The organism is Rhodococcus sp. NPDC127527, assembly GCF_042672245.1.
Taxonomy (GTDB): domain Bacteria; phylum Actinomycetota; class Actinomycetes; order Mycobacteriales; family Mycobacteriaceae; genus Rhodococcus_G.
This window is the reverse complement of sequence record NZ_JBHXVP010000006.1, coordinates 235258-259155: the sequence shown is the minus strand read 5'-3', so window position 1 is coordinate 259155 and position 23898 is coordinate 235258. Positions and strand designations below refer to the sequence as shown.

Below are 23898 nucleotides of genomic sequence, written 5' to 3'. Positions count from 1 at the left end.
ACTCGACGCCCCCGACCGGGTGGCCGATCTCGTCCACGGACTCCTCACGAGCGCGGTCGTGTGCGGGTGCGGTCTAGCGGTCCGCGTCGGTGTACTTGATGACGCCGCGCAGGTTCTTCCCGTCCAGCATGTCCTGGTAGCCCTCGTTGATCTGCTCGAGGCTGTAGGTGTTGGAGATCATGTCCTGCAGGTTGAGCTGACCCGACTTGTACAGGTCGAGCAGCATCGGGATCTCGTGGCGCGGGTTGGCGCCACCGAAGACGTTGCCCTTGAGCGTCTTCTGCAGCATCGCGAAGAGGAAGAGGTTCATCTTCACGTCCATGTCGGACATGTTGCCCATGGAGGTCACGACGCAGGTGCCCGTCTTGGCAGTCAGGGTCAGCGCCGGGTCCACCATCGCGCCGTCCATCTCGCCCATGGTGAGGATGACCTTCTGGCACATCTTGCCCCAGGTCAGCTCCATGACCGGGACGATGGCCTCCTCGAGGCTCGCGTAGGCGTGCGTCGCACCGAACTTGAGGGCCTGCTCGCGCTTGAACGGGACCGGGTCGATGGCGATGACATGGCGTGCGCCCGAGACCACCGCGCCCTGCAGCGCAGCCATGCCGACGCCGCCGACGCCGACGATCGCGACGGTGTCGCCCGGACGGACCTGCGCGACGTTGGTCGCCGAGCCCCAGCCCGTCGTCACGCCGCAGCCGACGAGCGCGGCGACCTCGAACGGGATGTGCTCGTCGATCTTGACCGCGGAGTACTCGTGCACGGTCATGTACGGGGAGAACGTGCCCAGCAGGGACATCGGGATGACGTTCTGGCCGCGGGCCTGGATGCGGTACGAGCCGTCGGAGATGGACTGGCCGCTCAGCAGGCCCATGCCCAGGTCGCAGAGGTTCGAGTGACCCTGCGTACACGGGTCACAGGTGCCACAGGCCGGAATGAAGGACAGCACGACATGGTCGCCCTCCTTCAGCCTCTTCACGTTCGGGCCGACCTTGGTGACCACGCCGGCGCCCTCGTGCCCGCCCAGCGCGGGGAAGGACGGCATCGGGGTGGCGCCGGTGACGATGTGGTAGTCGGAGTGGCACATTCCGGCCGCCTCCATGCGGATCTGGACCTCGCCGTCACGCGGGTCACCGAGCTCGATCTCCTCGACCGACCACGGCTCGTTGAGGCCCCACAGGAGCGCGCCCTTTGTCTTCATTTCGTACCGGCCTTTCGTTCCGCGTCAGCTTCTCGTGATCGAGGTGACGGTTATCACAAGGGCACACGATAGCCGGAAATCGGAAGAATTGGAACACGTTCTAAGCGAATTTCGTAGCACGGTCTAACGTAGTACTGAATTCGCAGGTGAGAGGCGGTTACCCCGCGGTCAGGTCGGCGTGTCTGTCGGCCGCTACGGCACCGCGCGGCCGACGAACTGGACGAATGTCCGTCATCCGCGCACGTCGTTCAGGTGATGGACGGGGTCGTGCAGGAAGTACGTCGCCAGCGTCGCCACGGTGAACGCGGATCCGTCGCTGCGCAGCCCCCGACGTTCGCGGTCGCGCACCGGCACTGCCTCGAAGGCGTCCGCCGCCGCGAGGCCCGCCTCGGTCAGTTCGGTGGCCACCGTCCGCGGATCCTGCTCGGCGTAGTGCTCGGCGACCGCGGTCGCGTCCTGGTCCCAGTTCGGGAAGGACGGGGCGTCCTGGGCGAGCATCAGGTCGAGCCTGCCCCGGAACACCCGGAAGACGTCGCGCACGTGCGCCGCGTACTCGAGCGGCGACCAGGTCTGCTCATTCGGCCGCACCGCGACGTCCGGTCGCGCGAGGACGGCCGGCCAGCGGGCGACATTCGCCCGCAGCAGCTCGGGGACCCGATCGAACGGCGCGGACGCCGGATCGAATCCGCAGTCGGGACAAGGGCATTCGAGCACCCAGGTCCAGTTCTTGGTGTCGGGAGTGATCGCCATGCGTCGATGCTACGGCCGTTCACTCCCCTGACGAGCCGCGTACACCGACGAGCAGTCGTCCCGTCACCGAGGCAGATCAGGGTGACCGGACACCACCCCGTCGATCAGGAGAGTGCACCCACCCATGCCCCTCACCTCGCGCACCGCGTTCACGACGCTCACCGCGTTCGCCCTCGTCGGTGCCGGCGCCCTCGGCGCGGCCGGGACCGCTGCCGCGGCACCCGTGCCCGCGCCCGCGACGCGGATCTGCGGCCCGTCCGCCGGCAGCCTCGCCGAACTGCTGTCGAGCGGCTCGGCCCTCGACTACCAGTACCGCTGCGCCCGGACCGGCGACCTGCTCGACGTCCGGATCGGCGACGTGCACGCCACCCAGCCCTCACTCGGCTACGACGAGGTGTACTACAAGCTCGGCCGGTACACCCTCGGCAAGGACCCGATCAACAAGAAGTTCGACGACTGGTGCGAGGCGAACGGCCAGGTCAAGGCCGTGTCCGTGACGCCGGCCGCCAAGCTCGCCGACCCCGGCTCGTTCACCTGTGAGCTACCCGTCGGCCAGGAGACTCCCGACTCCATCGCGCCGATGAAGACCGCCGTCGTCGGTCCCGCCGGCAAGCTCTACCTGACCGACGGTCACCACACGCTGACCTCCTTCTTCGAGTCGGAGGGTCCGGACGTGCACGTGCGCCTGCGAATCCTCGGCAACCTCAGCGACCTGTCGGTCAAGGACTTCTGGACCGAGATGCAGAAGAACGGGTGGGTGTGGAACCGCGACGTGAACGGCACGGAGGTGGCCGTGGACACCCTGCCCGCCGGGGTGGGGCTCGCCAACTTCGCGGACGACAGGTACCGCAGCCTCATGTACTTCGCCCGGGACATCGGCTTCACCGCCGGCACGATCCCGTTCCAGGAGTTCTACTGGGACGCCTGGCTGCGGGACAAGGACGCGGCCGACCTGAATGGCTGGAACCAGCGCGACCTCGCCAGCTACCTCGACACCGTCAAGCGAGTCACCAAGGCACAGACCGCGCTGCCCGCCGGCACCGTGGTCGACAGCGGCTTCACCGCCGGACAGCTCGGCGCCCTCCCCCAGTGGAACGACGGCAAGGCCGACGACAAGGGCGAGTTCGCCAAGCTGTCGAAGCCGTACTCCGACGCCAAGCCCGGCAAGATCGCGTACGCGCTGGAATACAAGGCCGCACACGGCAAGTGAGCCTCTGACGCAGGAACGGGCGGTCACCGCGATGTCGCGGTGACCGCCCGTTCCTCGTTGATGCCACGGCACGGCACGGATCGCACCGCGAGTGGGGCGGGCGGGGCTCGAACCCGCGACCAATGGATTATGAGTCCACGGCTCTAACCGACTGAGCTACCGCCCCATTCGTCCCTCACACGCGCTCTGACGCGCACATTCGGACGGCCAAATGCTACCGGCACCGGTGCCGACCCCGTGCGGCCAGGGTCTCGTGCCGGTCCTCGGACTCCCGCGAGAACCTGCGGGAGTCCATACAGACCAGTTCTAGGACCGAAACCGTCCTGAATAGACCCTAACGTCGGTCCCGACTCGAGCAGTTTCCCGACGAGAGGACCCGACATGACCGGCACCACACCTCAGGGCTACACCACCGCGGCACCGTGGATCGTCACCGACGACACGGGCGCGCTGCTGGACTTCGTCTCCGCGGCGTTCGACGGCACCGAACTCAGCCGGGTAGCGGTCGAGGACGGCAGCATCGGTCACGCCGAGATCCGGGTCGGCGACACGGTGCTGCTCGCGTTCGACCGCCGTGCCGACTGGCCGGCGATGCCGTCGCTGCTTCGGGTCTACGTCCCGGACGCCGACGCAGCCTTCGACAGGGCGACGGCAGCGGGGGCCCGCGTCGTCACCGAACCGTCCAACAGCGCCTGGGGAGATCGCGGAGGACGGTTGCGCGACCCGCTCGGCAACATCTGGTGGGTGATGTCCCGCGTCGAGGACGTACCGGAAGAGGTGACCTGGCAACGACTCTCGGAGCCCGAGTACGCCGAGTCCATGCGGGACGCGCAGCGAACCCTCGACGCCGAGCTCAGCGGCAGACGGACCGGCCTCGCGAGCGCCCCGATCGCACCGCGAACCTGACCGGCCCCGGACGCTCGCGGGGTGGCGGGCAGGTGGCCACGAGTCAGGGCATCATGGCGATCACGATCACGGTGAGCGTCAGCACCGCGACGACGGCGAGCATCGCCAACACGAGTCGCGCCCGCGCCACCCGCTCACCAGCATCACGCGGAGCGAGCAGATGGGCCTGGGCGGTCGAGATCGTCGTCGAACGGTCGATCAGATCACTGGGAAAATTTGCCACGCCCCCAGCCTCGCGCGCGGCCGGGTCCACCGACAGGGCCAAAGGTCCCTTCCCCTGCACCCCGGGCGATGACAGTGTTCACGCCTGGGCCACGTTGTGACGGAGCCGACCACCGACGAGGACACGAAAAAGGCCCCCGACCGGGCTTGCGCCGGTCGGGGGCCTTCTGAAGCTCCCCCGGCTGGACTCGAACCAGCAACCGTCCGATTAACAGTCGGAAGCTCTGCCAATTGAGCTACAGGGGATTACCTTCGGCAGCCGCCGCTCTCGCCTGGCTGCGGAACAGACTTTAACCCATAGACCCACCCAGGTACCAAATCGCCTGCCCGTAGACCCATCAGGCAGACTGTGTCAGGCCGCTCGACGGGAGGAAAACAGGGATGATGCGCTTGTTGATCGGGGTCGCCGCGGGGTACGTGCTCGGCACGAAGGCCGGCCGCGCCCGCTACGAACAGATCAGCCGGACGGCGAAGGCCGTCGCGAGCAGCCCGGCGACGAAGAAGGTCATCGAGGTCGGCCGGCAGAAGCTCTCCGACAGCCTCAACACCCAGCCGCGGCTCGAACCGCTCGAGGCCATCGACAAGGACACCACGATCTACGTCCCGCGCGAGCGCCTGTAGGTCAGTACTCGTCGGAGCTGTCGCCGACTGCCTGCTCGAGCAGGCTGCGGCGGTACTGCTCGAGCGCGACCAGGTCGCCGAACAGCGACATGTACTCGTCCGGCTGGTCGGCCTGCGACATCCGCTGCAGCTTCGACTTCAGGTCGGCCACCTGCTGCCCGACCCACACCTCCTGCAGGCGCGCGAGCACCTGCGGGATGTACCTGGGCACGTCGGAGGCCCGGATCGGTTCGACGGCCAGTTCGGTCACCAGCGACTGCAGCGGGTCGGCGAGCTTGCCCACCGCGTCCATCCACTCGGCCCCGCCGAGTCCGGCCGCGGTGCCGCCCGCGTCGGATATCGCCTGACGGACCAGCGCGTAGGCGGGATGGGTGAAGGTCTCCGTCGGCAGCGAGTCGAACACCGAACCCGCGACCTCGGGGTACTGCAGCGCGGCCTTGAGCGCGTCCCGCTGCGGCCACAGCGAGGGATCGCGGGGGTTCGGTCGGGCCGGACCCGCGGGTGCCGCCGCGGGTGCCGCGGGCTCCTCCCGGAAAGCGCCCTGCCGCTGCGGCTGCCCGCGACGCGACGACTGGCGCCTGCTCTCGTCCCGCACCCGCTTGATCACGGTCGGGATGTCGTCCCACCCGATCCACCCCGCGAGCTGCCGGGCGTAGTCCTCGCGCAGCGCGGCGTCCTTGATCTGGGCGACGACGGGCACCGTGCGCCGCAGCGCCTCGACCCGGCCCTCACCGGTCTCGAGGTCGTGCTCGGCCAGCAGCGACCTGATCACGAACCGGAACATCGGAATCCGCCGGGCCACCAGGTCGCGGACGGCGGCGTCGCCGGAGGCCTGCCGCAGCTCGCACGGGTCCATCCCGTCGGGGGCCACCGCCACGTAGGTCTGCCCGGCCATCTTCTGGTCGCCCTCGAACGCCTTCATCGCGGCGGCCTGGCCGGCCGCGTCGCCGTCGAAGGTGTAGATCACCTCACCGCGAAAGTAGCTGTCGTCCATCAGGAGTCGACGCAGCATCGCGAGGTGGTCCTCGCCGAACGCGGTGCCGCAGGCCGCGACGGCGGTCTTGACCCCGGCCAGGTGCATCGCCATGACGTCGGTGTAGCCCTCGACGACCACCGCCTGGTGCCCCTTGGCGATGTCCCGCTTGGCCAGGTCGAGCCCGAAGAGCACCTGAGACTTCTTGTACAGCATGGTCTCTGGGGTGTTGATGTACTTGCCGGGCATGGTGTCGTCGTCGAAGAGCTTGCGGGCACCGAATCCGATGACGTCGCCACCGAGGTTGCGGATCGGCCACACCAGCCGCCGCCGGAACCGGTCGATCGGGGTGCCGCGCTTGCCGGGGGTGGCGAGCCCGGCGTCGATGATCTCCTTGGCCTCGAAGCCCTTGGTCAGCAGGTGCTTGGTCAGCGTGTCCCAGCCGTCGGGGGCGTAGCCGCAGCCGAACGTGACGGCGGCCTGGCCGTCGAAGTTGCGTTCGGTCAGGTAGTCGCGGGCGGTCTGGGCGTCGGGCTCGCGCAGCCGTGCCGCGTAGAACTCCTGAGCGGCCGCGTTGGCCGCGACCAGCCGGGCCCGGGTGCCGCGGTCGCGCTGCACCGACGGCCCGCCGCCCTCGTAGGAGATGGTGTAGTTCAGCCGGTCCGCGAGCTGCTCGACGGCCTCGACGAACGAGATGTGCTCGATCTTCTGCAGGAACGAGTAGACGTCGCCGCCCTCGCCGCAGCCGAAGCAGTGGTACGTGCCGTGGTTGGGCCGGGCGTGGAAGGACGGGGACTTCTCGTCGTGGAACGGACACAGGCCCTTCATCGAGTCGCCGCCGCTGCGCTTGAGCGCGACGTACTCACCCACGATGTCCTCGATGTGGGTCCGCTCACGAATGGCGGCTACGTCTCGTTCAGGAATTCGGCCGGCCACGCGGACAGTCTAGGGCCTGCGCGGACCCGTCCCGACCGTAGGATTCGCGCCATGTCGTCCACGAAGCGCAGATGGCTGCGTCGCATCCTGATCGGTATCCCCGTCGTGGTCGTCGCCGCCGCGGTCGCCTTCTTCACGATCGCCCCCGGCGCCGTCGAACGCAGCATGAACACCGTCGTCGCCGCCGACCTGCCCGAGGTGACCCCGCAGACGCAACAGCTGCACGACAGCCTGCAGATCGCCGACATGCACTCGGACACCCTGATGTGGGATCGCGACATTCTCGAGCGGTCCTCGCGCGGCCACATGGACCTGCCGCGCCTGCAGGACGGCAACGTGGCACTGCAGGTGTTCTCGTCGGTGTCGAAGTCGCCGAAGGGCCAGAACTACGACGCGAACTCCGACGAGACCGACAACATCTCGCTCCTGACGATCGCCCAACTGCAGCCGCCGCGCACGTGGGGTTCGCTGCTCGAGCGCTCGCTCTACCACGCGGACAAGCTCGCGAACGCGGCCGCGGACTCGGACGGTCGGCTCCGCGTGGTGCGCACCCGCGGCGACCTGGAGGCCCTGCTCGCGGATCGGGCGGCCGGGCAGAACGTCACGGGAGCCCTGTTCTCGGTCGAGGGCCTGCAGAACCTCGAGGGCCGGATCGAGAACTTCGACCGGCTCTACGACGCCGGCATGCGGATGGCCGGGTTCACCCACTTCTTCGACAACGAGGTCGGCGGCTCGATGCACGGGGAGGTCAAGGGCGGCCTCACCGACCTCGGCCGGCAGGTGTTCGACGAGATGGAGCGGCGCGGGGTCATCGTCGACATCGCCCACGCGAGCCACACCGCGATCGCGGAGATGCTGGCCCGCGCGACGAAGCCGGTGGTCGCCAGCCACGGCGGCGTGCAGGCGACGTGCGACGTCAACCGCAACCTCACCGACGACGAGATCCGCGGCGTCGCGGCGACCGGCGGCGTGGTCGGCATCGGCTACTGGGACGCCGCGGTGTGCGAGCTGACCCCGGCCGCCGTGGTCGACGCGCTCGAGCACGTGATCGCCGTCGGCGGGCTGCCGACCGCCGCGCTCGGCAGCGACTACGACGGGTCCACCACGGTCGCCTGGGACACCAGCAAGATCGCGGTGATCACCCAGGAGCTGCGCGATCGCGGGCACAGCGACGACGAGATCCGGGCGATCATGGGCGGCAACACGTTGCGGGTCATGACGCAGGTGCTGCCGTAGGCGCCTAACCCCAGCTGGCCTGCGCGCCCAGGCTCTGCTTGTCGACGCGCTCGAGCCGGCTCTCGGTGTAGGACGCGATCTGGTCGACGATCACCCGGGTGCGGGTCGCGTCGTCGCCCGCGCGTTCCCAGGCCGTCAGCAGCAGCGGGTCCAGCCCGGCCGGGGCGGTGCGGGTCAGCCACTCCGCGACCCGGTGGATGCGGTCGCGCTGGCGGTCCTGCTTGGTCTTGTGCCCGGCGTCGGACATCACGTACCGCAGCGCGACGGTCTTGAGCAGCGCGACCTCGGCGCCCACCACCGGCGGAATCTCCAGGTCGGCGGCGTACCGGGTCAGCGGCGCCCCGCCCGCGACCTCCTGCGTCGCGGACACCGCGGCGGTGGCGAACCGCCCGACCAGCTCGCTGGTCAGGTTCTTCAGCGCCACCGAACTGGCCAGGGTGCCGTCGAAGGTGCCGGCGGCGGCCGCCACGACGGGCAGCACCGACAGCCGGCGGGCCGCCTCGACGAGTTCGTCGACGACCAGGCCCCGGAACTCGGAGGCACCCATCTCGGCGAGGGCGCGCTGCTCGGCAGGATCGGCCAGCGCGCGCAGGTCGATCCGGCCCGCAATCACCCCGTCCTCGACGTCGTGCACCGAGTAGGCCACGTCGTCCGCCCAGTCCATCACCTGCGACTCGAGGCAGCGGCGGGTGCCGGGCGCACCGGCGCGGACCCAGGCGAGGATCTCGGCGTCGTCGCCGTAGGCGCCGAACTTGGCACCGGGCGACGGCCGCGTCCACGGGTACTTGATCGCCGCGTCGAGCGCCGCACGGGTCAGGTTCAGCCCCACGCTGCGGCCGTCGGCGCCGAGGACCTTCGGCTCGAGGCTGGTGAGGATCCGCAGGTTCTGCGCGTTGCCCTCGAATCCGCCGCAGTCCTGCGCGACCTCGTCGAGCGCCTTCTCCCCGTTGTGCCCGTAGGGCGGGTGCCCGATGTCGTGCGCGAGCCCCGCCAGGTCGACGAGGTCGGGGTCGCAGCCGAGTCCGTCGGCGATGCCGCGTCCGATCTGCGCGACCTCGATCGAATGCGTCAGCCGGGTGCGGGGGGTGTCGCCGTCGCGCGGTCCGACCACCTGCGTCTTGTCGGCGAGTCGGCGCAGCGCGGCACTGTGCAGCACGCGGGCGCGGTCGCGGGAGAAGTCGCTGCGGCGCGCGGAGGTGCCGGGCAGCCCGCCGGTCTTGGGTGCCTCGACGACGCGGCGCTCGAGGTCGTGTTCGGTGTAGGACACGGAGGTCACTGCCCCGCCGTGTAGGGGAAGTCCGCGGAGAAGTGGGTCAGCTGATACCACACCAAAGCCCCTGTCTCCCTGGCTATTCCGTGGATCTGCGACTCACGGGTGAAGACGGCGGGCCCCTGCCGGGTCGGCGCGGTCCAGGCCTCGAGCCCGGCGTCGCGGGCCATGGTGCGGGTCCGCAGCGAGTGCCACGGGTCGCTGACGAGCACGGCGGAGTTCATCGAGTGCTCCCCCATCACCCGGCTGACGCCCTCGATGCTGCGCAGGGTGTCGGAACCCTCCTCGACCGCGATGACCCGGTCCCCCGGCACCCCGCGACCGATCAGGTAGTTCCGGCCGGACGCGGCCTCGGTGTACTCGTCGCCGACCTGCTTGCCGCCGACCGTGACGACCGTCGGCGCGACACCCTCCTTGAACAGCTTCGCGGCCTGCTCGAGCCGCGCCTCGAACACCGACGAGGGCGTCCCCGAGTACTGCGCGGCGCCGAGCACCACGATCGCGTCGGCGTGGGTGAGATCGTTGATCCGGGCCACCTGCCACACGCGGAACGCGGTGCCGCCGACCAGCAACACGGCGATCAGAATCGACCCGACCACCACGCGACGCGACCACCGGGCCAGGGTGCCGCCGAACCCGAGACGATCGGTGTCTCGCGCGCCTGCTGCTGAGTAGCTCACTCCGCAAGTCTGCCAGCCGCGGCGGGTGCGACGGACCAACGGCACGCCCGGGTCAGAGCCAGCCGAGCCGTTCGGCGGCGCGAACGGCCTCCCCGCGGGTGCTGGTGCCGGTCTTCCCGATCGCCGAGGACAGGTGGTTGCGCACGGTGCCCTCGGACAGGTGCAGGGTCTTCGCGATCACCCCGGTGCTCGCGCCGCCGGACGCCGCCAGCAGCACCTCGCGTTCGCGCGCGGTCAGCGGCGACGCGCCCGTCGCCAGGGTCTCCGTCGCCAGCGTCGGATCGACCACCCGCAGCCCCAGGTGCACCCGGCGCACCGCGTCCGCGAGTTCGCGGGCCGGCGTGTCCTTGACCACGAACCCGCTCGCCCCGGCGTCGATCGCGCGGCGCAGGTAACCGGGCCGCCCGAAGGTGGTGACCATCAGGATCCGGACCTCCGGGCATTCGCGGTGCAACTGCTGCGCCACCGAGATACCGTCCATGCCCGGCATTTCCACGTCCAGCAGCGCGACCTGCGGTCGATGCCTGCGGACCGCGTCGAGCACCTCGTCGCCGCGCCCGACCTCGGCGACCACGGTCAGGTCCGACTCCAGATCGAGCAGTGCGGCCAGGGCGCCGCGCACCAGCGCCTGGTCGTCCGCGATCAGCAGGGTGATCGGCTCGGTCATCGCCGACCCCGCTCGGGTGCGACCTCGGGGAACACCGCGGCCAGGCAGAATCCGCCCGACGCCGGCCGCGACAGTCGCAGCGCGCCGCCCGCGTCGCCGACCCGTTCCCGAAGGCCCGCGATCCCGTTGCCACGATCGGTTGCATCGGCGTGCAGGCCGTTGCCGTCGTCGCAGATCTCGATGGTCGACGCCGTGAGACGAACCTCGCACCGGGACGCCTCGCTGTGCCGCACCACATTGGTCACCGCCTCGCGCAACGTCCATCCGAACACCTCGCGACGTGCGGCGGGCACGCCCTGCGCACCCTCCGGGAGCACCGCCTCGATCCCGGCCGCGCGCAGCGCCGAGCGGGCGTTGGCCAGCTCGCCCTCGAGGCTCACCTCCCGGAGCCTGCCGACGGTGTCGCGGACTCCGGCGAGGCCCTCGCGGGCGAGGGCCTCGATGTCGTCCAGTTCGGCTCGCGCACGGTCGATGTCGACCTCGAGCAGCCGGCGAGCGAGCTCGGCCTTGACGGTGATCACGGTGAGCGAGTGTCCCAGGATGTCGTGCACGTCGCGGCCCAGGCGCAGCCGTTCCTCCGCCACGGCCATCGTCGCGAGCTGCTCGCGGGCGGCCGCCAGCTGCATGTTCCGGTAGATCACCTGCCCGATCCCCCAGGCCGCGAAGGCCGCGACGACCAGCTGGAAGGCGAGGAAGTCCTGGGTCTGCATGGACGGGACGAGGCGCGGGAGCGCCAGGACCGCCACCGTCAGCGCGCCCACGACCGTCCACGCCCGCGCCGACGGCAGGGTGATCGCCGCGAGCGCCGCGACGTAGATCGCGAGGGCGAACGCGTCCGACCCGAGCGGAATCATCACCGCGACCATCAGCAGGGTGAGCAGGGCCACGGCGGCGTACACGATCCGCGGATCGGGCCGCGGCCACTGCTCACGAATCCTCTCGACCGACCGGAACACCACGAAGCACCCGGTGTACGCCGCTCCGAACAGCGCGATCAGCACGAGCGCGAACACCTTCGCGGCGGTGTCCGTCAGCTGCAGCGCCGAGGCCACCGGGTAGGCGAGGTAGACGAGCCAGATGGCCGCGAACAGGAATCCCACCCGGCCGGGGGCCCGCGGTTCGTCTCGACTCAGCTCACTCACCCGCATGACGCTAGTGGGTGGCCTAGACCCGCGCGGTGTCGCGGCGGAACAACACCGCCGCACCGACCACGAACACCGACGCCCACACCACCAGGTTGACCAGGGCCACGGCGAGGGTTCCGCCACCGATCTCGCCGAGCGGCGAACGGGCAAGGGCCGCAACACCGTACGTCGGGAAGAGCTTGGCCACGGTCTCGAACCACCCGGACGGCGGGACGAACAGCCCACCCGCGAACGCCAGCACCGCGAGTCCGGGCCCGAGGATCTGCATGACGTTCTCCGACGGCAGCAGGTAGCCCATGAACAGGCCGAAGGCGGCGAACACCAGCGAGCCGAGCCAGGCGAGCAGGAAGCACCCCACCCAGGCGACCGCGGGTAGCTGCGCGCCGAGCACCGCCCCGACCACGAAGACCACCACGACCGACACGAATCCGAGGGTCATCGCAACGGCGATCTTGGTGGCGACGTACGCGATCGGACGCAGCGGGGTCAACCGCAGTTGCCGGCTCCACCCCAGCGCCCGCTCGATCGAGACCATCGCGCCGCCGCTGGTGGTGGCCAGCATGGCGCCGTAGACGGCCATCGAGATCATCACGTACGCCGTGACGTTGCCCGAACCGTAGGCCTGTGTCCGGAAGTCGGACTGGATGCCGAAGATGGCGAAGAACACCGGTGGCATCACCAGGGTGAAGATCAGGGTCCGCTTGTTGCGGAGCATCCGGCGCAGTTCGAGCGCGAGGAAGCCCAGGCTGAATCCGCCCGCGGCGGGGAGCCTGCGGGCCGACGGGTCGGCGGTGGCGACGGACATGATCAGGCCTCCTGAGTGGCGAAACGACGGTCGGTGGTGAGGGCGAGGAAGGCGTCCTCGAGCCCCCGCGAGGAGATCTCGAGGTCGCGGGCGTCGGTGTGCCCCAGCAGGTAGCGCGCCACCGCGTCGGAGTCGATGGCGTGCACCACCACCCGCTCGCCGCGCACTTCGACGGAGTCGACGCCGTCGATGGCGAGCAGCCGATGCTGGTCCGCTCCGGGCAGATTCGCGCTGATCACCCGCCCCGACGCGAGGTTCTTGATCTCGGCGGCGCTGCCGTCGGCGACGATGCGACCGTGGCTGACGAGCACGATGCGATCGGCGTACGCGTCGGCCTCGTCGAGGTAGTGGGTGGCGAACAGGACGGTGCGTCCCCGGCTCGAGTCCTCCCGCATGGCGCTCCAGAAGTCGCGCCGGCCCTCGACGTCCATGCCGGTGGTCGGTTCGTCGAGCACGATCAGGTCCGGATTCGGCAGCAGCGCCAACGCGAACCGCAGCCGCTGTTGCTGCCCGCCCGAGCACTTGCCGACCATCCGGCCCGCGATGTCGGCGACGCCGGCGCGGGCCAGCACCTCCGAGACCGGCGCGGTGGCTGCGAACAGCGAGCCCACCAACTGCACCGTCTCCTCGACGGTCAGGTCCTTGAGCAGGCCGCCGCTCTGCATCACCGCGGAGACCCGGCCGGTGGCGATCGCGTCCTCCGGGCTGCCCCCGAACACCGACACCCGGCCGGAGTCCGGCCGCGCCAGCCCGAGCAGCATGTCGATGGTGGTGGTCTTGCCTGCGCCGTTGGGCCCGAGGAATGCCACGATCTCGCCGGGCGCGACGGTCAGGCTCAGTCCGTCGACGGCCTGGACCGGGGGCGCGCCGGCCGTCACGAACCGCTTTCGGAGATCTCGGAGTTCGATCGCTGCTGTGGTCATGGCTCCACCCTGCTCGGTGGTGGGCGAGCGTGCCCCGGCCGTCCGTCACGACTTGCCCGTGACAGCTGTCACGGGCCGACGTGCGACCGCCGGTGACGGCGCAATCGCGGCCGGTGCAGATAGATTCATGCCATGTCACTCGCCCATCCGCGCGTTCCCGGTCGACCCGGTCGGCGCAGCCACTCGATCGCCGGGGCCGTCGCGGCAGTCGTCGCGCTGCTGGCCCTGATCTGCCTGCCCGCCACGGCGTCGGCGGACGCCCCGCTCCGGCTGCCCTCCCCGATCACCGACTCCGCCGGCGTGTTGGACGCGAGCCAGCGCGCCGACGTGCAGTCGGCGCTGGACGGCCTGTTCGACGAGCACCGGGTGCAACTGTGGGTGGTCTACGTCGACAACTTCGGCGGCATGGACGCCGACCAGTGGGCGAGCAAGACCGTCAAGTCGAGCGGGCTCGGCGACGAGTCCGCGCTGCTCGCGGTCGCCACCGGGGACCGTGCCTACGCGCTGAACGTGCCGGGCAACCTGTCCGGGGTCACCAACTCGGAGATCGCGGCGATCGAACGTGACGCCGTGGTTCCCGCGCTGCGCGAGGAGGACTGGTCCGGGGCCGCGATCTCGATGGCGGGTGGCCTCGGCGACGCTATGAGCAACTCGGGCGGCGGGGGCACCGCGAAGTACCTGTTGATCGGCGGCGGCGTGATCATCGTCGGAGCCGGCGGAGCGGTGCTGTACAGCCGCAGGCGTCGCAGCGACCGGATCCGCCGGGGCGTCGAGGCGGCGAAGGACGTCGACTGGACCGACACCGCGGCGATCGCCGCGCTGCCGATCGAGACCCTCGACGCGCGCGCCAAGGCGGTGCTGGTGGAGACCGACAACGCGATTCGCACCAGCGAGGAGGAGTTGACCCTGGCCCGCGGCGAGTTCGGCGACGCGGCCACCGCGACGTTCACCACCGCGTTCGAGGTCGCCAAGTCCACCCTCGCGTCGGCGTTCACGATCCGCCAGCGCCTCGACGACGACATCCCCGAGACCCCGGATCAGCAGCGGAGCATGCTGATCGAACTGATCTCCACCTGCAGCCGCGCGGACCGGGAACTCAACGCCCGGGTGACCGAGTTCGACGGCATGCGCGATCTGTTGATCGACGCGCCGGACCGCCTCGACGCGCTCACCCAGCACATCGTCGAACTGACCGTGCGGATCCCCGAGTCGGAGTCCACGCTCACCGCACTCCACGGCGAATTCCCCTCCCCCGCACTGGCTTCGGTGGAGAACAATGTCGCCCTGGCGCGCCAGCAGCTGGCCTTCGCGGACCAGAACGTCACCGCCGGGCGGGCCGCGGTCGCGCTACCCGCGGGCAAGCAGGGTCCCGCGGTCGTCGCTATCCGCGCCGCCGAGTCCGCCGTCGACCAGACCCGAGAACTCCTCGACGGCGTCGACCACGCCGAAGAGAACATCCGGGCGGCCGTCGCCACCCTGCCGGACGCGCTCGAGGACGCACGCAAGGACATTGCCGCCGCGGAAGCGCTGGCCGCGCACGGTGGTCCGGAACTGGTCGCCGCCCGGACGGCCGCGCAGGCGGCGCTTGCGAAGGCCGACGCCGGCAAGGACTCCGACCCGTTGGGCTCGCTGACCGAGCTCGCCGCCGCGGACGCCGAACTGGACCGGGTCCTCGCCGCCGCCAACGAATCCAGGCAGCGGTCCGAACGCGCCGCGCAGAAACTCACCCAGGACATCACCGCCGCGAACGCACAGGTCACCGCGGCGGCCGACTTCATCGGCACCCGCCGCGGCGCCGTCGACGCCGAGGCCCGCACCCGACTGTCGGAGGCGCAGCGCCATCTCGACGCCGCCCGGCAGCTGGCCCAGACCGACCCGTCGAAGGCACTGCAGCACGCGCAGGCGGCCGGCGACCTCGCGGCCCGGGCCCTGCGCCTGGCGCAGTCCGACGTGCAGCAGTGGGAGGCGAAGCGGCGGCCACCGAGTTCCGGCTCGAACACCGGCGCGATCCTCGGTGGGATCCTGATCGACTCGATGATCCGCGGCGGAATGAGCGGCGGCTGGGGCAATCGCGGAGGCGGCGGTGGCGGCGGGAGTCGCGGACCCGGCTCGTTCGGCGGGCCGAGCAGCTCCGGTCGGATCGGCCGCAGCGGCCGTTTCTAGATGAGCACCGCGCTGGCGCACCCCGGGCTCGCACTGGCGGTCGTCTGCGCGGTGATGGCCGCGGCCGCGGCGCTGGTGTACCGGGTGGCCGGGTTCGACCGTCCGTTGTCGGTGCCGTCGGCGGCCGTCCGCGGCGCCGCGCAGCTCGCGGTGGTCTCGCTCGTCCTGGCCGCGGCGCTGCGGCACCTGTGGTCGGCGGTGGCGGTCCTGGCGGTGATGTTCGTGGCGGCGTCGTTCACCGCAGCCCGACGGTCGAGGGCCGGGCGGTCCGGGGTGTGGCTGACCGCGGCCCTGGCCGCGGGGATGGCGGCGGTGCTGCCGCCGATGCTGGCCAGCGGCGTCGTACCGCTCGAGGGCGTCGCGCTGATCCCGATCGGCGGCATCGTGCTGGGCAATGCGATGACGTCCACGTCGCTGGCGGCCAAACGCTCCCTCGACGCCATCGGGCAGCGGCGCGGCGAAGTGGAGGCGGCACTGAGTCTCGGTCTGAGCGAACGGGATTCACGAATGCTCGTGGTCCACGACAGCGCCGCCGACGCCCTGCTCCCCGGCCTCGACCAGACCCGCACGGTCGGGCTGGTGACCCTGCCGGGCGCGTTCGTCGGTGTGCTGCTGGCCAGCGGATCGGCGGTGCAGGCCGGGGCCGTGCAGATCCTCGTCCTGGTCGGCGTCCTGCTCGCCCAGACCTGCGCGGTCGCGGTGACGATGGAACTCGTGGCCCGCGCCCGGGTGAAGCGCTGACGCGCAGTGGTGTGGTTACGGAGTCCCTGGACTCCGGAACCACACCACTGCGACGTCAGGCGCCGATCAGGCGCTGGGCCAGGTAGCCCTCGACCTTGTCGAGCGAGACCCGCTCCTGCTCCATGGAGTCCCGCTCGCGGACGGTGACGGCCTGGTCCTCGAGGGTGTCGAAGTCCACGGTGATGCAGAACGGCGTGCCGATCTCGTCCTGACGACGGTAGCGGCGACCGATGGCGCCGGCGTCGTCGAACTCGATGTTCCAGTTCTTCCGCAGCGACGCGGCGAGGTCCTTGGCCTTGGGGCTCAGCGCCTCGTTGCGGCTGAGCGGCAGCACCGCGGCCTTGACCGGCGCGAGCCGACGGTCAAGGCGCAGCACGGTGCGCTTGTCGACGCCGCCCTTCGCGTTCGGCGCCTCGTCCTCCTGGTAGGCGTCGACCAGGAACGCCATCAGCGACCGGGTGAGACCGGCTGCCGGCTCGATCACGTACGGGGTGTAGCGCTCACCGGTGGCCTGGTCGAAGTACTTCAGGTCCTGACCCGAGGACTCCTCGTGGACGCGCAGGTCGTAGTCGGTGCGGTTCGCGACGCCCTCGAGCTCGCCCCACTCGCTGCCCTGGAACCCGAAGCGGTACTCGATGTCGACGGTGCGCTTCGAGTAGTGCGAGAGCTTGTCCTCGGGGTGCTCGAGCAGGCGCAGGTTCTCCGGGTCGATGCCCAGGTCCGTGTACCAGGCCAGCCGGGTGTCGATCCAGTACTGGTGCCACTGCTCGTCCTCGCCGGGCTTGACGAAGAACTCCATCTCCATCTGCTCGAACTCGCGGGTGCGGAAGATGAAGTTGCCGGGGGTGATCTCGTTGCGGAAGCTCTTGCCGATCTGGCCGATGCCGAACGGCGGCTTCTTGCGCGAGGTGGTGAGCACGTTCGCGAAGTTGACGAAGATGCCCTGCGCGGTCTCGGGCCGCAGGTAGTGCAGGCCCTCCTCCGACTCGACCGGGCCGAGGTAGGTCTTGAGCATCATGTTGAAGTCGCGCGGCTCGGTCCACTGTCCGACGGTGCCGCAGTCGGGGCAGGCGAGGATGTCCATCGCGACGTCGTCGGGGTTGTCGAGGCCCTTCTTCTCCGCGTAGGCCTCCTGCAGGTGGTCCTGGCGGTGCCGTTTGTGGCAGTTCAGGCACTCGACGAGCGGGTCGTTGAAGACGCCGACGTGACCGGACGCGACCCACACCTGGCGGGGCAGGATCACCGAGGAGTCGAGGCCGACGACGTCGTCGCGGCTGGTGACCATGCTGCGCCACCACTGCTTCTTGATGTTCTCCTTGAGTTCGACGCCGAGCGGGCCGTAGTCCCAGGCGGACCTGGTTCCACCGTAGATCTCACCGCAAGGGAAGACGAGTCCTCGACGCTTGGCGAGGTTGGCGACGGTTTCGACCTTGGACTTGGGTGCCACTGGGGAAGCTCTCCATCTGGGTAATAGATGCTGCGGTCACGTGCGGTTTTCTCGTACCAGCCTATCGGTCGCGCAGAGAGCGGCCCAACCGGCGTTTGACATGCATACTCGTGCATATCAAAATGGAATTGGTTTGCAATAAGGTTTGCCGGGACCCGACGCGAGGAGCAGCACGAGTGAGCATCACCGACGCCGACGACCTGCACTCCGATTCCACCGTGCACGAGCCCACGGGCACCGCGCCACCCGCGGCGCTGCCCGGCAAGGACACCCTGTCCGCGGCGGGCGACATCCTGCGCGCGCTGGCGGCACCGGTGCGGATCGCGATCGTGCTGCAGCTTCGCGAGGAGCAGCGCTGCGTGCACGAACTCGTCGAGGCCCTCGGCGTCACCCAGCCGCTGATCAGCCAGCACCTGCGGGTACTCAAGTCGGCCGGCGTCGTGCGCGGCGAGCGCAACGGTCGCGAGGTGCTCTATCGTCTCGTCGACGACCACCTGGCACACATCGTGGTCGACGCCGTCGCCCACGCCGAGGAAGGTAAGTGACCGTGACCGAGAAGACCGGCCAGCGCAGCCCCGTCGCCGTCGGCGTGCGCGCCACCAAGCAGCGCAGCGCGATCTCGGCCCTGCTCGACGAGATCGACGAGTTCCGCTCGGCGCAGGACCTGCACGACGAGTTGCGCAAGCGCGGCGAGGGCATCGGCCTGACCACGGTCTACCGCACCCTGCAGACCCTCGCCGAGGCCGGCACGGTGGACATGCTGCGGACCGACTCCGGCGAGTCGGTGTACCGGCGCTGCTCGTCGGGCCACCACCATCACCTGGTGTGCCGGAGCTGCGGCTTCACCGTCGAGGTCGACGGCCCGGAGGTCGAGCGGTGGTCGCACACGATCGCCGAGGCCAACGGCTTCACCGACGTCAGCCACACGGTCGAGATCTTCGGCACCTGCCGCACTTGCGCGACGGCCTGAGGAATTCGTCAACCAAAGGTTGACGATCGGAGCAGCGTCAACCTAGAGTTGACGCATGTCCGAACCGCTGCAGTTCACGCCCTCCGTCCGCCTCGACGACCTGATCGACGCGATCAGGAAGGTCCACGCCGATCCGCTCGACCAGCTCTCCGACGCCGTGCTCGCCGCCGACCACCTCGGCGACGTCGCCGACCACCTCATCGGGCACTTCGTCGACCAGGCCCGCCGCACCGGCGCCTCCTGGACCGACATCGGCCGCAGCATGGGTGTCAGCAAGCAGGCCGCGCAGAAGCGCTTCACCCCGAAGGACCCCGGCGGCGCCGCCACCCTCGACCCGAACCAGGGCTTCAACCAGTTCACCCCGCGGGCCCGCAACGTCGTCGCGGCCGCGCACAACGAGGCTCAGTCCGCGCGCGCCACGGAGGTCACCCCGGCACACCTGACCCTCGGCCTGCTCGCCGAACCCGAGTCCCTCGCGCTCGTCCTGCTGGGCACGCAGGGCGTCGACGCCGAGGCCGTCCGCACGGCCGTCACCGCGACGCTGCCCTCCCCCGCCGCTGAGGTGCCCGAGCTGATCCCCTACGACGCCGCGGCCCGCAAGGTCCTCGAACTGACCTTCCGGCAGGCACTTCGCTTGGGCCACAACTACATCGGGACCGAGCACATCCTGCTTGCCCTACTCGAGGTCGAGGACGGCGCCGGCCCCCTGAGCGGACTCGGCGTCGACCGCGAGCGCATCGAGACGGACCTCACCGCCGCCCTGGCCGCGCTGGCGCCGAAGTAAGCGGCTCCGCCACAGTGGTGCGGTTACGGACGGCTGGTACTCCGTATCCGCACCACTGCGGCACAGCCGCCTACGGCAACAACCCCTGACGCCCCTGGTCGGCGCCCGACAGCACCAGCAGCAGCATGGTGGTCAGCGCCTCGTCGCCGAGCCCGGCGGCGGGGAAGGTGTAGCGCAGGATGACGTCGGCCAGCTTGCCGCGGGTGATCACCGTGATCGACCCGAACTGCATCAACGAGTTCTTCTCGGCGACCTTCTTGTGCAACGCGGGCTTGACCGGGCGGTCCCAGGCCAGCACCGCCGTCACCGACAGCACGTCCAGCCCGGGAGCGAGGTTCACCGCCCGCAGCGAGCACAGCGCCCCCGCGTACTCGAAACCCAGTGAGCCGTCGTCGGACTCGCGTACCTCCACGAAGTGCGACAGGGCGTCGCGGGCGCGGTCCTGCAGCACCTGCGCGGTCCCGGCGCTCACTGCTGCTTCACCCCGCCGAACCTCCGGTCGCGCGAGGCGTACTCGATGCACGCCGCCCACAGGTCTCGGCGGTCGAAGTCGGGAAACAGCTTCTCCTGGAACACCATCTCCGCGTACGCCGACTGCCAGATCAGGAAGTTCGAGGTCCGCTGCTCGCCGGACGGGCGCAGGAACAGGTCCACGTCGGGCATGTCCGGCTCGTCGAGGTACTTCGCGACGGTCGCCTCGGTGACCTTCTCGGGATTCAGCTCGCCCGCCGCCACCCGGCGCGCGATCTCCCGTGCGGCGTCGGCGATCTCGGCCCGACCCCCGTAGTTCACGCACATCGTCAGGGTCATCACCGTGTTGTCCTTGGTGAGCTCCTCGGCGATCTCGAGCTCCTTGATGACGCTGGCCCACAACCGCGGTCGCCGGCCGGCCCAGCGCACCCGCACCCCCATCTCGTGCATCTCGTCGCGGCGCCGCCGGATGACGTCCCGGTTGAAACCCATGAGGAACTTCACCTCGTCGGGGCTGCGCTTCCAGTTCTCGGTGGAGAACGCGTACGCCGAGAGCCATTTCACGCCGATCTCGATGCAGCCCTCGAGGGTGTCCATCAAGACCGCCTCGCCGCGTTCGTGGCCCGCGGTGCGCGGCAGGCCGCGCTCCTGAGCCCAGCGGCCGTTGCCGTCCATCACCAACGCGACGTGCCGCGGGATCAGCTCGGGCTGCAGGATCGGGGGCCGTGCGCCGGACGGGTGTGGGGCCGGGGGCCGGATCGCGCGGTCAGGCCGAGCTTGCGGTTCGCGTCGTCGAATCACGGTCCCCATCCTGCCTGACGAGCTCGTCCGGACGAGCATGCGGCCGGGACCGCTCGATCAGCGGCAGGGTCCGCAACTGGCGCTCGAGATGCCACTGCAGATGCGCGGCCACCAGACCACTGGCCTGGGCCCGAACCGCCGCGGACGTCGTCTCGGTGTAGGCCCAGTCGCCGCGTTCGAGCGCACCCATCAGATCCAGCACCCCGGGCGAGGGGGTGGCCGCGCCCGGCGGGCGACAGTGCACGCACACCGCCCCGCCCGCCGCGACGTGGAAGGCCCGGTGCGGACCGGGGGCCGCGCAGCGGGCGCACTCGTCGAGCGCCGGGGCCCAGCCGGCGAAGCCCATGGCGCGCAGCAGGTAGGCGTCGAGGATCAGTTCGGCGGGGCGGACCTGCTCGCCGACCGCGCGCAGCGCCCCGACGGTCAGTCGGTGCAGCCGCGGCGCCGGGGCGCGTTCCTCTCCGGACAGCCGCTCGGCCGTCTCGAGGATCGCGCAGGCGGTGGTGTACCGGCCGTAGTCGTCGACGATGTCCCCGGCGAAGGCGTCGACGGTCTGCACCTGGGTGACGATGTCGAGGTTGCGTCCCGGATAGAGCTGGACGTCGATGTGCGCGAAGGGCTCGAGGCGGGCCCCGAACTTCGACTTGGTGCGGCGCACGCCCTTGGCCACGGCCCGCACGAGTCCGTGCTGGCGGGTCAGGAGGGTGACGATGCGGTCCGCCTCGCCCAGCTTGTGCTGGCGCAGCACCACCGCATGATCCCGATACAGCCTCACGGGCTCCAGTCTCCCACGCGGACCGGACACCACCGCACACCCGCGCCGGGAGACCTTTCGGCCCGCCAGAGGACCGAAAGGACTCCCGGGCGACTCAGCCGCTGCTACTGTTCGTTCGAACGAACAGGGAAGATCGCGGATGAAACAGGGGACGACGATGAGCGCGGACGTGGGGCACCAGCGAGTGGACGAGGTCGAGATCGGGAACGCGGGGTCCGGCCGCAGCTGGCCGTCGCTCGAGGAGTGCGCGCGCTCCCTCGCGACCGGGTCGACCACGTCGGTCGCGATGGTCACCCGCAGCCTCGACGCGATCGAGGCCAGCCAGTCGACCCTCAACGCCTTCAAGGTCGTCCGCCGCCTGGCGGCGCTCGCCGAGGCCGCCGACGCCGACCGCCGCATCGCCGCTGGTGAGCGCCTGCCCCTGCTCGGAGTGCCGATCGCGGTCAAGGACGACGTGGACGTCACCGGCGAGGGCACCGCGTTCGGCTGCCCGGGCGAGTTCCCCGCCAAGACCGCCGACTCGGAGATGGTCCGCCGACTGCGCGCGGCCGGCGCGGTGATCGTCGGCAAGACCCACAGCCCCGAGCTGGGCCAGTGGCCGCTGACCGGCGGCGCGTTCGGGCACACCCGCAATCCGTGGGCGGCCGACCGGACCCCCGGCGGCTCGTCCGGCGGCAGCGCCGCGGCGGTCGCGGCCGGGCTGGTGCCCGCCGCGCTCGGGTCCGACGGCGCCGGCTCGGTGCGGATCCCCGCATCCTGGACCAACCTGGTCGGCATCAAGCCCCAGCGCGGCCGCATCTCCACCTGGCCGGAGGCCGAGGCGTTCTACGGCATCACCGTCAACGGCCCGCTCGCCCGGACCGTCGCCGACGCGGCCCTGCTCATGGACCTCGTCGCCGGCAACCACGAGGGCGACCTGCACCAGCCCCCGCCGGTGACGGTGCGTGACGCCGTCGACCGCGAGCCCGGACGGCTCCGGATCGCCCTGTCGCTGAAGATCCCCTTCACCGCGACGCCGCGGACGCTGCACCCGGAGATCGAAGCGGCGGTCGGCGCCACCGCGCACACCCTCCGCAAGCTGGGCCACGAGGTGGTGGTCGCCGACCCCGCCTACGGCATCCTGTTCGGCCTGAACTTCCTGCCGCGCTCGATGGCCGGGATCGAGCAGTGGCGAGGCCGCGTGCCCGACCCCGCCCTGCTCGATCCGCGCACGCTCGCCAACGCGCGCACCGGCCGACTGCTCGGGGGCCTGCCGCTCCGGGCCGCCCGCGCCGCCGAACCTCGCATGCGCCGCCGGATCGGGGCCATCTTCGACGACTTCGACGTGATCCTCGCGCCGACCACCGCCACGCCGCCGCCGCCGGTCGACGCCATCGACGGCATCGGCCACATGGAGACCGACAAGGTGGTCACCGCCGCCTGCCCGTACGCCTGGCCGTGGAACATCCTCGGCTGGCCGAGCGTCAACGTACCCGCCGGCTTCACCTCCGACGGGCTGCCGCGCGGCGTGCAGCTGATGGGGCACGACAACACCGAGCCGATGCTGGTCTCCCTGGCCGCCCAGCTCGAGCGCGAACTACGGTGGGACCGTGAATGTCCCGAGCAGTGGTGGTGAGGTGACCGAACAGGCGCCGGTGCGAGAGCGGATCCTGGCTGCGGTGCTCAACGTGATCGGCACCGACGGCATCGCCGCCGTGACCAACCGTCGCATCGCGGCGCAGGCGCAGGTCTCGCTGGGGTCGATCACCTACCACTTCCCCAGCCAGACCGACATGCTGCGTGACGCGCTGCTCGGGTTCGTCACCGAGGAGACCGCCCGACTGACCGAGCTCGCCGAGCACTATCGCGACAAGGGACTGTCGGTGCAGGACGCGGCCTCGCTCACCGAGCGGGTGGTCCGGGACCTCGGCTGGGCCGCCGAGCGGGTCGCGCCGTTCGAGCTGTACATACAGGCCGGCCGCGACCCGGCGCTGCGGGCCGCGGCCGACGAGTGCTTCGCGGCCTACGACACGCTGACCGTGACCATCCTCGAGGGACTCGGTGTGCCCAACGCCACCACAATCGCCCCGACGCTGGTCGCAACCATCGCCGGCCTGCAGTTACGCCGGCTCGCGACCGGTCGGGACAGCCAGGACATCTCCGCGGCGATCCTGATGCTGCTGCCCAGGTAGTAAAATCGGCCGATTGCTCGCGGACAACAG

At 70.5% G+C, this 23898-nt stretch carries 25 protein-coding genes and 2 tRNA genes; 11 read left to right on the top strand and 16 right to left on the bottom strand.

The genetic code is table 11. The annotated features are described in order from the left end of the window. Window positions 1-73: 73 nt before the first annotated feature. Window positions 74-1201, bottom strand: a complete 1128-nt coding sequence (locus ACFVH2_RS13205) for an NDMA-dependent alcohol dehydrogenase (RefSeq protein WP_378424246.1) — start codon at window positions 1199-1201, stop codon at window positions 74-76. Window positions 1202-1432: 231 nt separating this feature from the next. Continuing rightward, on the bottom strand, window positions 1433-1951 hold the full coding sequence (locus ACFVH2_RS13200) for a DinB family protein (RefSeq protein ID WP_378424244.1): 519 nt from the start codon (window positions 1949-1951) through the stop codon (window positions 1433-1435). A gap of 124 nt (window positions 1952-2075) precedes the next feature. Between ACFVH2_RS13200 and ACFVH2_RS13195 the strand changes: the two genes are divergently transcribed. Then, window positions 2076-3161, top strand: a complete 1086-nt coding sequence (locus ACFVH2_RS13195) for a ParB/Srx family N-terminal domain-containing protein (RefSeq protein ID WP_378424242.1) — start codon at window positions 2076-2078, stop codon at window positions 3159-3161. Window positions 3162-3253: 92 nt separating this feature from the next. Here the strand turns inward: ACFVH2_RS13195 and ACFVH2_RS13190 are convergent. Further along, a tRNA-Ile gene (locus ACFVH2_RS13190) sits at window positions 3254-3327 on the bottom strand. A 215-nt stretch (window positions 3328-3542) separates the two neighbouring features. On the opposite strand from ACFVH2_RS13190, the gene ACFVH2_RS13185 reads away from it, so the two are divergent. Next, window positions 3543-4067, top strand: a complete 525-nt coding sequence (locus tag ACFVH2_RS13185; protein WP_378424241.1) for a VOC family protein — start codon at window positions 3543-3545, stop codon at window positions 4065-4067. Window positions 4068-4110: 43 nt separating this feature from the next. Here ACFVH2_RS13185 and ACFVH2_RS13180 read toward each other — a convergent pair whose 3' ends face one another. After that, window positions 4111-4290, bottom strand: a complete 180-nt coding sequence (locus ACFVH2_RS13180; RefSeq protein WP_378424239.1) for a hypothetical protein — start codon at window positions 4288-4290, stop codon at window positions 4111-4113. A gap of 172 nt (window positions 4291-4462) precedes the next feature. Then, window positions 4463-4535, bottom strand: a tRNA-Asn gene (locus ACFVH2_RS13175). Between the two features lie 135 nt (window positions 4536-4670). Between ACFVH2_RS13175 and ACFVH2_RS13170 the strand changes: the two genes are divergently transcribed. After that, window positions 4671-4910, top strand: a complete 240-nt coding sequence (locus ACFVH2_RS13170) for a hypothetical protein (protein ID WP_378424237.1) — start codon at window positions 4671-4673, stop codon at window positions 4908-4910. Window position 4911: 1 nt separating this feature from the next. Here ACFVH2_RS13170 and dnaG read toward each other — a convergent pair whose 3' ends face one another. Continuing rightward, window positions 4912-6819 (bottom strand): DNA primase, encoded by a 1908-nt coding sequence (gene dnaG, locus ACFVH2_RS13165; protein WP_378424235.1) that lies wholly within the window; start codon window positions 6817-6819, stop codon window positions 4912-4914. Between the two features lie 51 nt (window positions 6820-6870). Here dnaG and ACFVH2_RS13160 point away from each other — a divergent pair, with 51 nt between their 5' ends. Then, a complete protein-coding gene (locus ACFVH2_RS13160; RefSeq protein ID WP_378424233.1) occupies window positions 6871-8055 on the top strand; it encodes a dipeptidase in 1185 nt (394 codons plus the stop codon). A gap of 4 nt (window positions 8056-8059) precedes the next feature. Here the strand turns inward: ACFVH2_RS13160 and ACFVH2_RS13155 are convergent, their stop codons facing one another. From ACFVH2_RS13155 to ACFVH2_RS13130, 6 genes are read right to left on the bottom strand one after another with little or no spacing between them, the layout of a single operon-like run. Beyond that, window positions 8060-9331, bottom strand: a complete 1272-nt coding sequence (locus tag ACFVH2_RS13155; RefSeq protein WP_378424231.1) for a deoxyguanosinetriphosphate triphosphohydrolase — start codon at window positions 9329-9331, stop codon at window positions 8060-8062. Continuing rightward, entirely contained in the window at window positions 9328-10005 is a 678-nt protein-coding gene (locus ACFVH2_RS13150; protein WP_378424229.1) for a YdcF family protein, read from the bottom strand. The genes ACFVH2_RS13155 and ACFVH2_RS13150 overlap by 4 nt, the downstream gene beginning before the upstream one ends. Window positions 10006-10057: 52 nt before the next feature. Beyond that, window positions 10058-10672 carry a response regulator gene (locus ACFVH2_RS13145; RefSeq protein WP_378424227.1) on the bottom strand — a complete coding sequence of 205 codons (615 nt, stop codon included), beginning with the start codon at window positions 10670-10672 and terminating at the stop codon, window positions 10058-10060. Further along, on the bottom strand, window positions 10669-11814 hold the full coding sequence (locus tag ACFVH2_RS13140; protein ID WP_378424225.1) for a sensor histidine kinase: 1146 nt from the start codon (window positions 11812-11814) through the stop codon (window positions 10669-10671). The genes ACFVH2_RS13145 and ACFVH2_RS13140 overlap by 4 nt, the downstream gene beginning before the upstream one ends. 22 nt (window positions 11815-11836) lie before the next feature. Then, complete coding sequence (locus ACFVH2_RS13135) at window positions 11837-12622, bottom strand: ABC transporter permease (protein WP_378424224.1); 786 nt, start codon at window positions 12620-12622, stop codon at window positions 11837-11839. Window positions 12623-12624: 2 nt separating this feature from the next. Further along, window positions 12625-13545 carry an ABC transporter ATP-binding protein gene (locus ACFVH2_RS13130; protein WP_378424222.1) on the bottom strand — a complete coding sequence of 307 codons (921 nt, stop codon included), beginning with the start codon at window positions 13543-13545 and terminating at the stop codon, window positions 12625-12627. 132 nt (window positions 13546-13677) lie between these two features. On the opposite strand from ACFVH2_RS13130, the gene ACFVH2_RS13125 reads away from it, so the two are divergent. Both ACFVH2_RS13125 and ACFVH2_RS13120 read left to right on the top strand, forming a co-directional pair. After that, complete coding sequence (locus tag ACFVH2_RS13125) at window positions 13678-15708, top strand: TPM domain-containing protein (protein WP_378424220.1); 2031 nt, start codon at window positions 13678-13680, stop codon at window positions 15706-15708. Beyond that, window positions 15709-16449: an ABC transporter permease gene (locus tag ACFVH2_RS13120; RefSeq protein ID WP_378424218.1), complete on the top strand. Its 741-nt coding sequence runs from the start codon at window positions 15709-15711 to the stop codon at window positions 16447-16449. A 55-nt stretch (window positions 16450-16504) separates the two neighbouring features. On the opposite strand, the gene ACFVH2_RS13115 is transcribed toward ACFVH2_RS13120, so the two are convergent. Continuing rightward, complete coding sequence (locus tag ACFVH2_RS13115) at window positions 16505-17896, bottom strand: glycine--tRNA ligase (protein ID WP_378424216.1); 1392 nt, start codon at window positions 17894-17896, stop codon at window positions 16505-16507. Between the two features lie 176 nt (window positions 17897-18072). Here ACFVH2_RS13115 and ACFVH2_RS13110 point away from each other — a divergent pair, with 176 nt between their 5' ends. Genes ACFVH2_RS13110 through ACFVH2_RS13100 form a run of 3 tightly spaced genes read left to right on the top strand, consistent with a single transcriptional unit; the run spans window position 18073 to window position 19650 of the window. Then, on the top strand, window positions 18073-18441 hold the full coding sequence (locus tag ACFVH2_RS13110) for an ArsR/SmtB family transcription factor (RefSeq protein WP_378424214.1): 369 nt from the start codon (window positions 18073-18075) through the stop codon (window positions 18439-18441). Window positions 18442-18443: 2 nt separating this feature from the next. Continuing rightward, window positions 18444-18866: a Fur family transcriptional regulator gene (locus ACFVH2_RS13105; RefSeq protein ID WP_378424395.1), complete on the top strand. Its 423-nt coding sequence runs from the start codon at window positions 18444-18446 to the stop codon at window positions 18864-18866. A 55-nt stretch (window positions 18867-18921) separates the two neighbouring features. Then, a complete protein-coding gene (locus ACFVH2_RS13100) occupies window positions 18922-19650 on the top strand; it encodes a Clp protease N-terminal domain-containing protein (protein WP_378424212.1) in 729 nt (242 codons plus the stop codon). Window positions 19651-19720: 70 nt separating this feature from the next. Here the strand turns inward: ACFVH2_RS13100 and ACFVH2_RS13095 are convergent, their stop codons facing one another. The 3 genes from ACFVH2_RS13095 to recO are packed head-to-tail and all read right to left on the bottom strand — an operon-like array spanning window position 19721 to window position 21697. After that, the gene (locus ACFVH2_RS13095; RefSeq protein ID WP_378424210.1) at window positions 19721-20122 is read right to left on the bottom strand and encodes a hypothetical protein; all 402 of its coding nucleotides are present in this window, start codon (window positions 20120-20122) and stop codon (window positions 19721-19723) included. Then, window positions 20119-20931, bottom strand: coding sequence for an isoprenyl transferase (locus ACFVH2_RS13090; RefSeq protein WP_378424208.1), 813 nt, complete (start codon window positions 20929-20931; stop codon window positions 20119-20121). Before ACFVH2_RS13090 ends, ACFVH2_RS13095 begins: the two co-directional genes overlap by 4 nt. Continuing rightward, window positions 20888-21697 carry a DNA repair protein RecO gene (gene recO, locus ACFVH2_RS13085; protein WP_378424206.1) on the bottom strand — a complete coding sequence of 270 codons (810 nt, stop codon included), beginning with the start codon at window positions 21695-21697 and terminating at the stop codon, window positions 20888-20890. The genes ACFVH2_RS13090 and recO overlap by 44 nt, the downstream gene beginning before the upstream one ends. Before the next feature lie 157 nt (window positions 21698-21854). Here recO and ACFVH2_RS13080 point away from each other — a divergent pair, with 157 nt between their 5' ends. After that, window positions 21855-23312, top strand: coding sequence for an amidase (locus ACFVH2_RS13080; RefSeq protein ID WP_378424204.1), 1458 nt, complete (start codon window positions 21855-21857; stop codon window positions 23310-23312). Continuing rightward, entirely contained in the window at window positions 23287-23868 is a 582-nt protein-coding gene (locus ACFVH2_RS13075) for a TetR/AcrR family transcriptional regulator (protein ID WP_378424202.1), read from the top strand. The genes ACFVH2_RS13080 and ACFVH2_RS13075 overlap by 26 nt, the downstream gene beginning before the upstream one ends. Window positions 23869-23898: the final 30 nt, after the last annotated feature.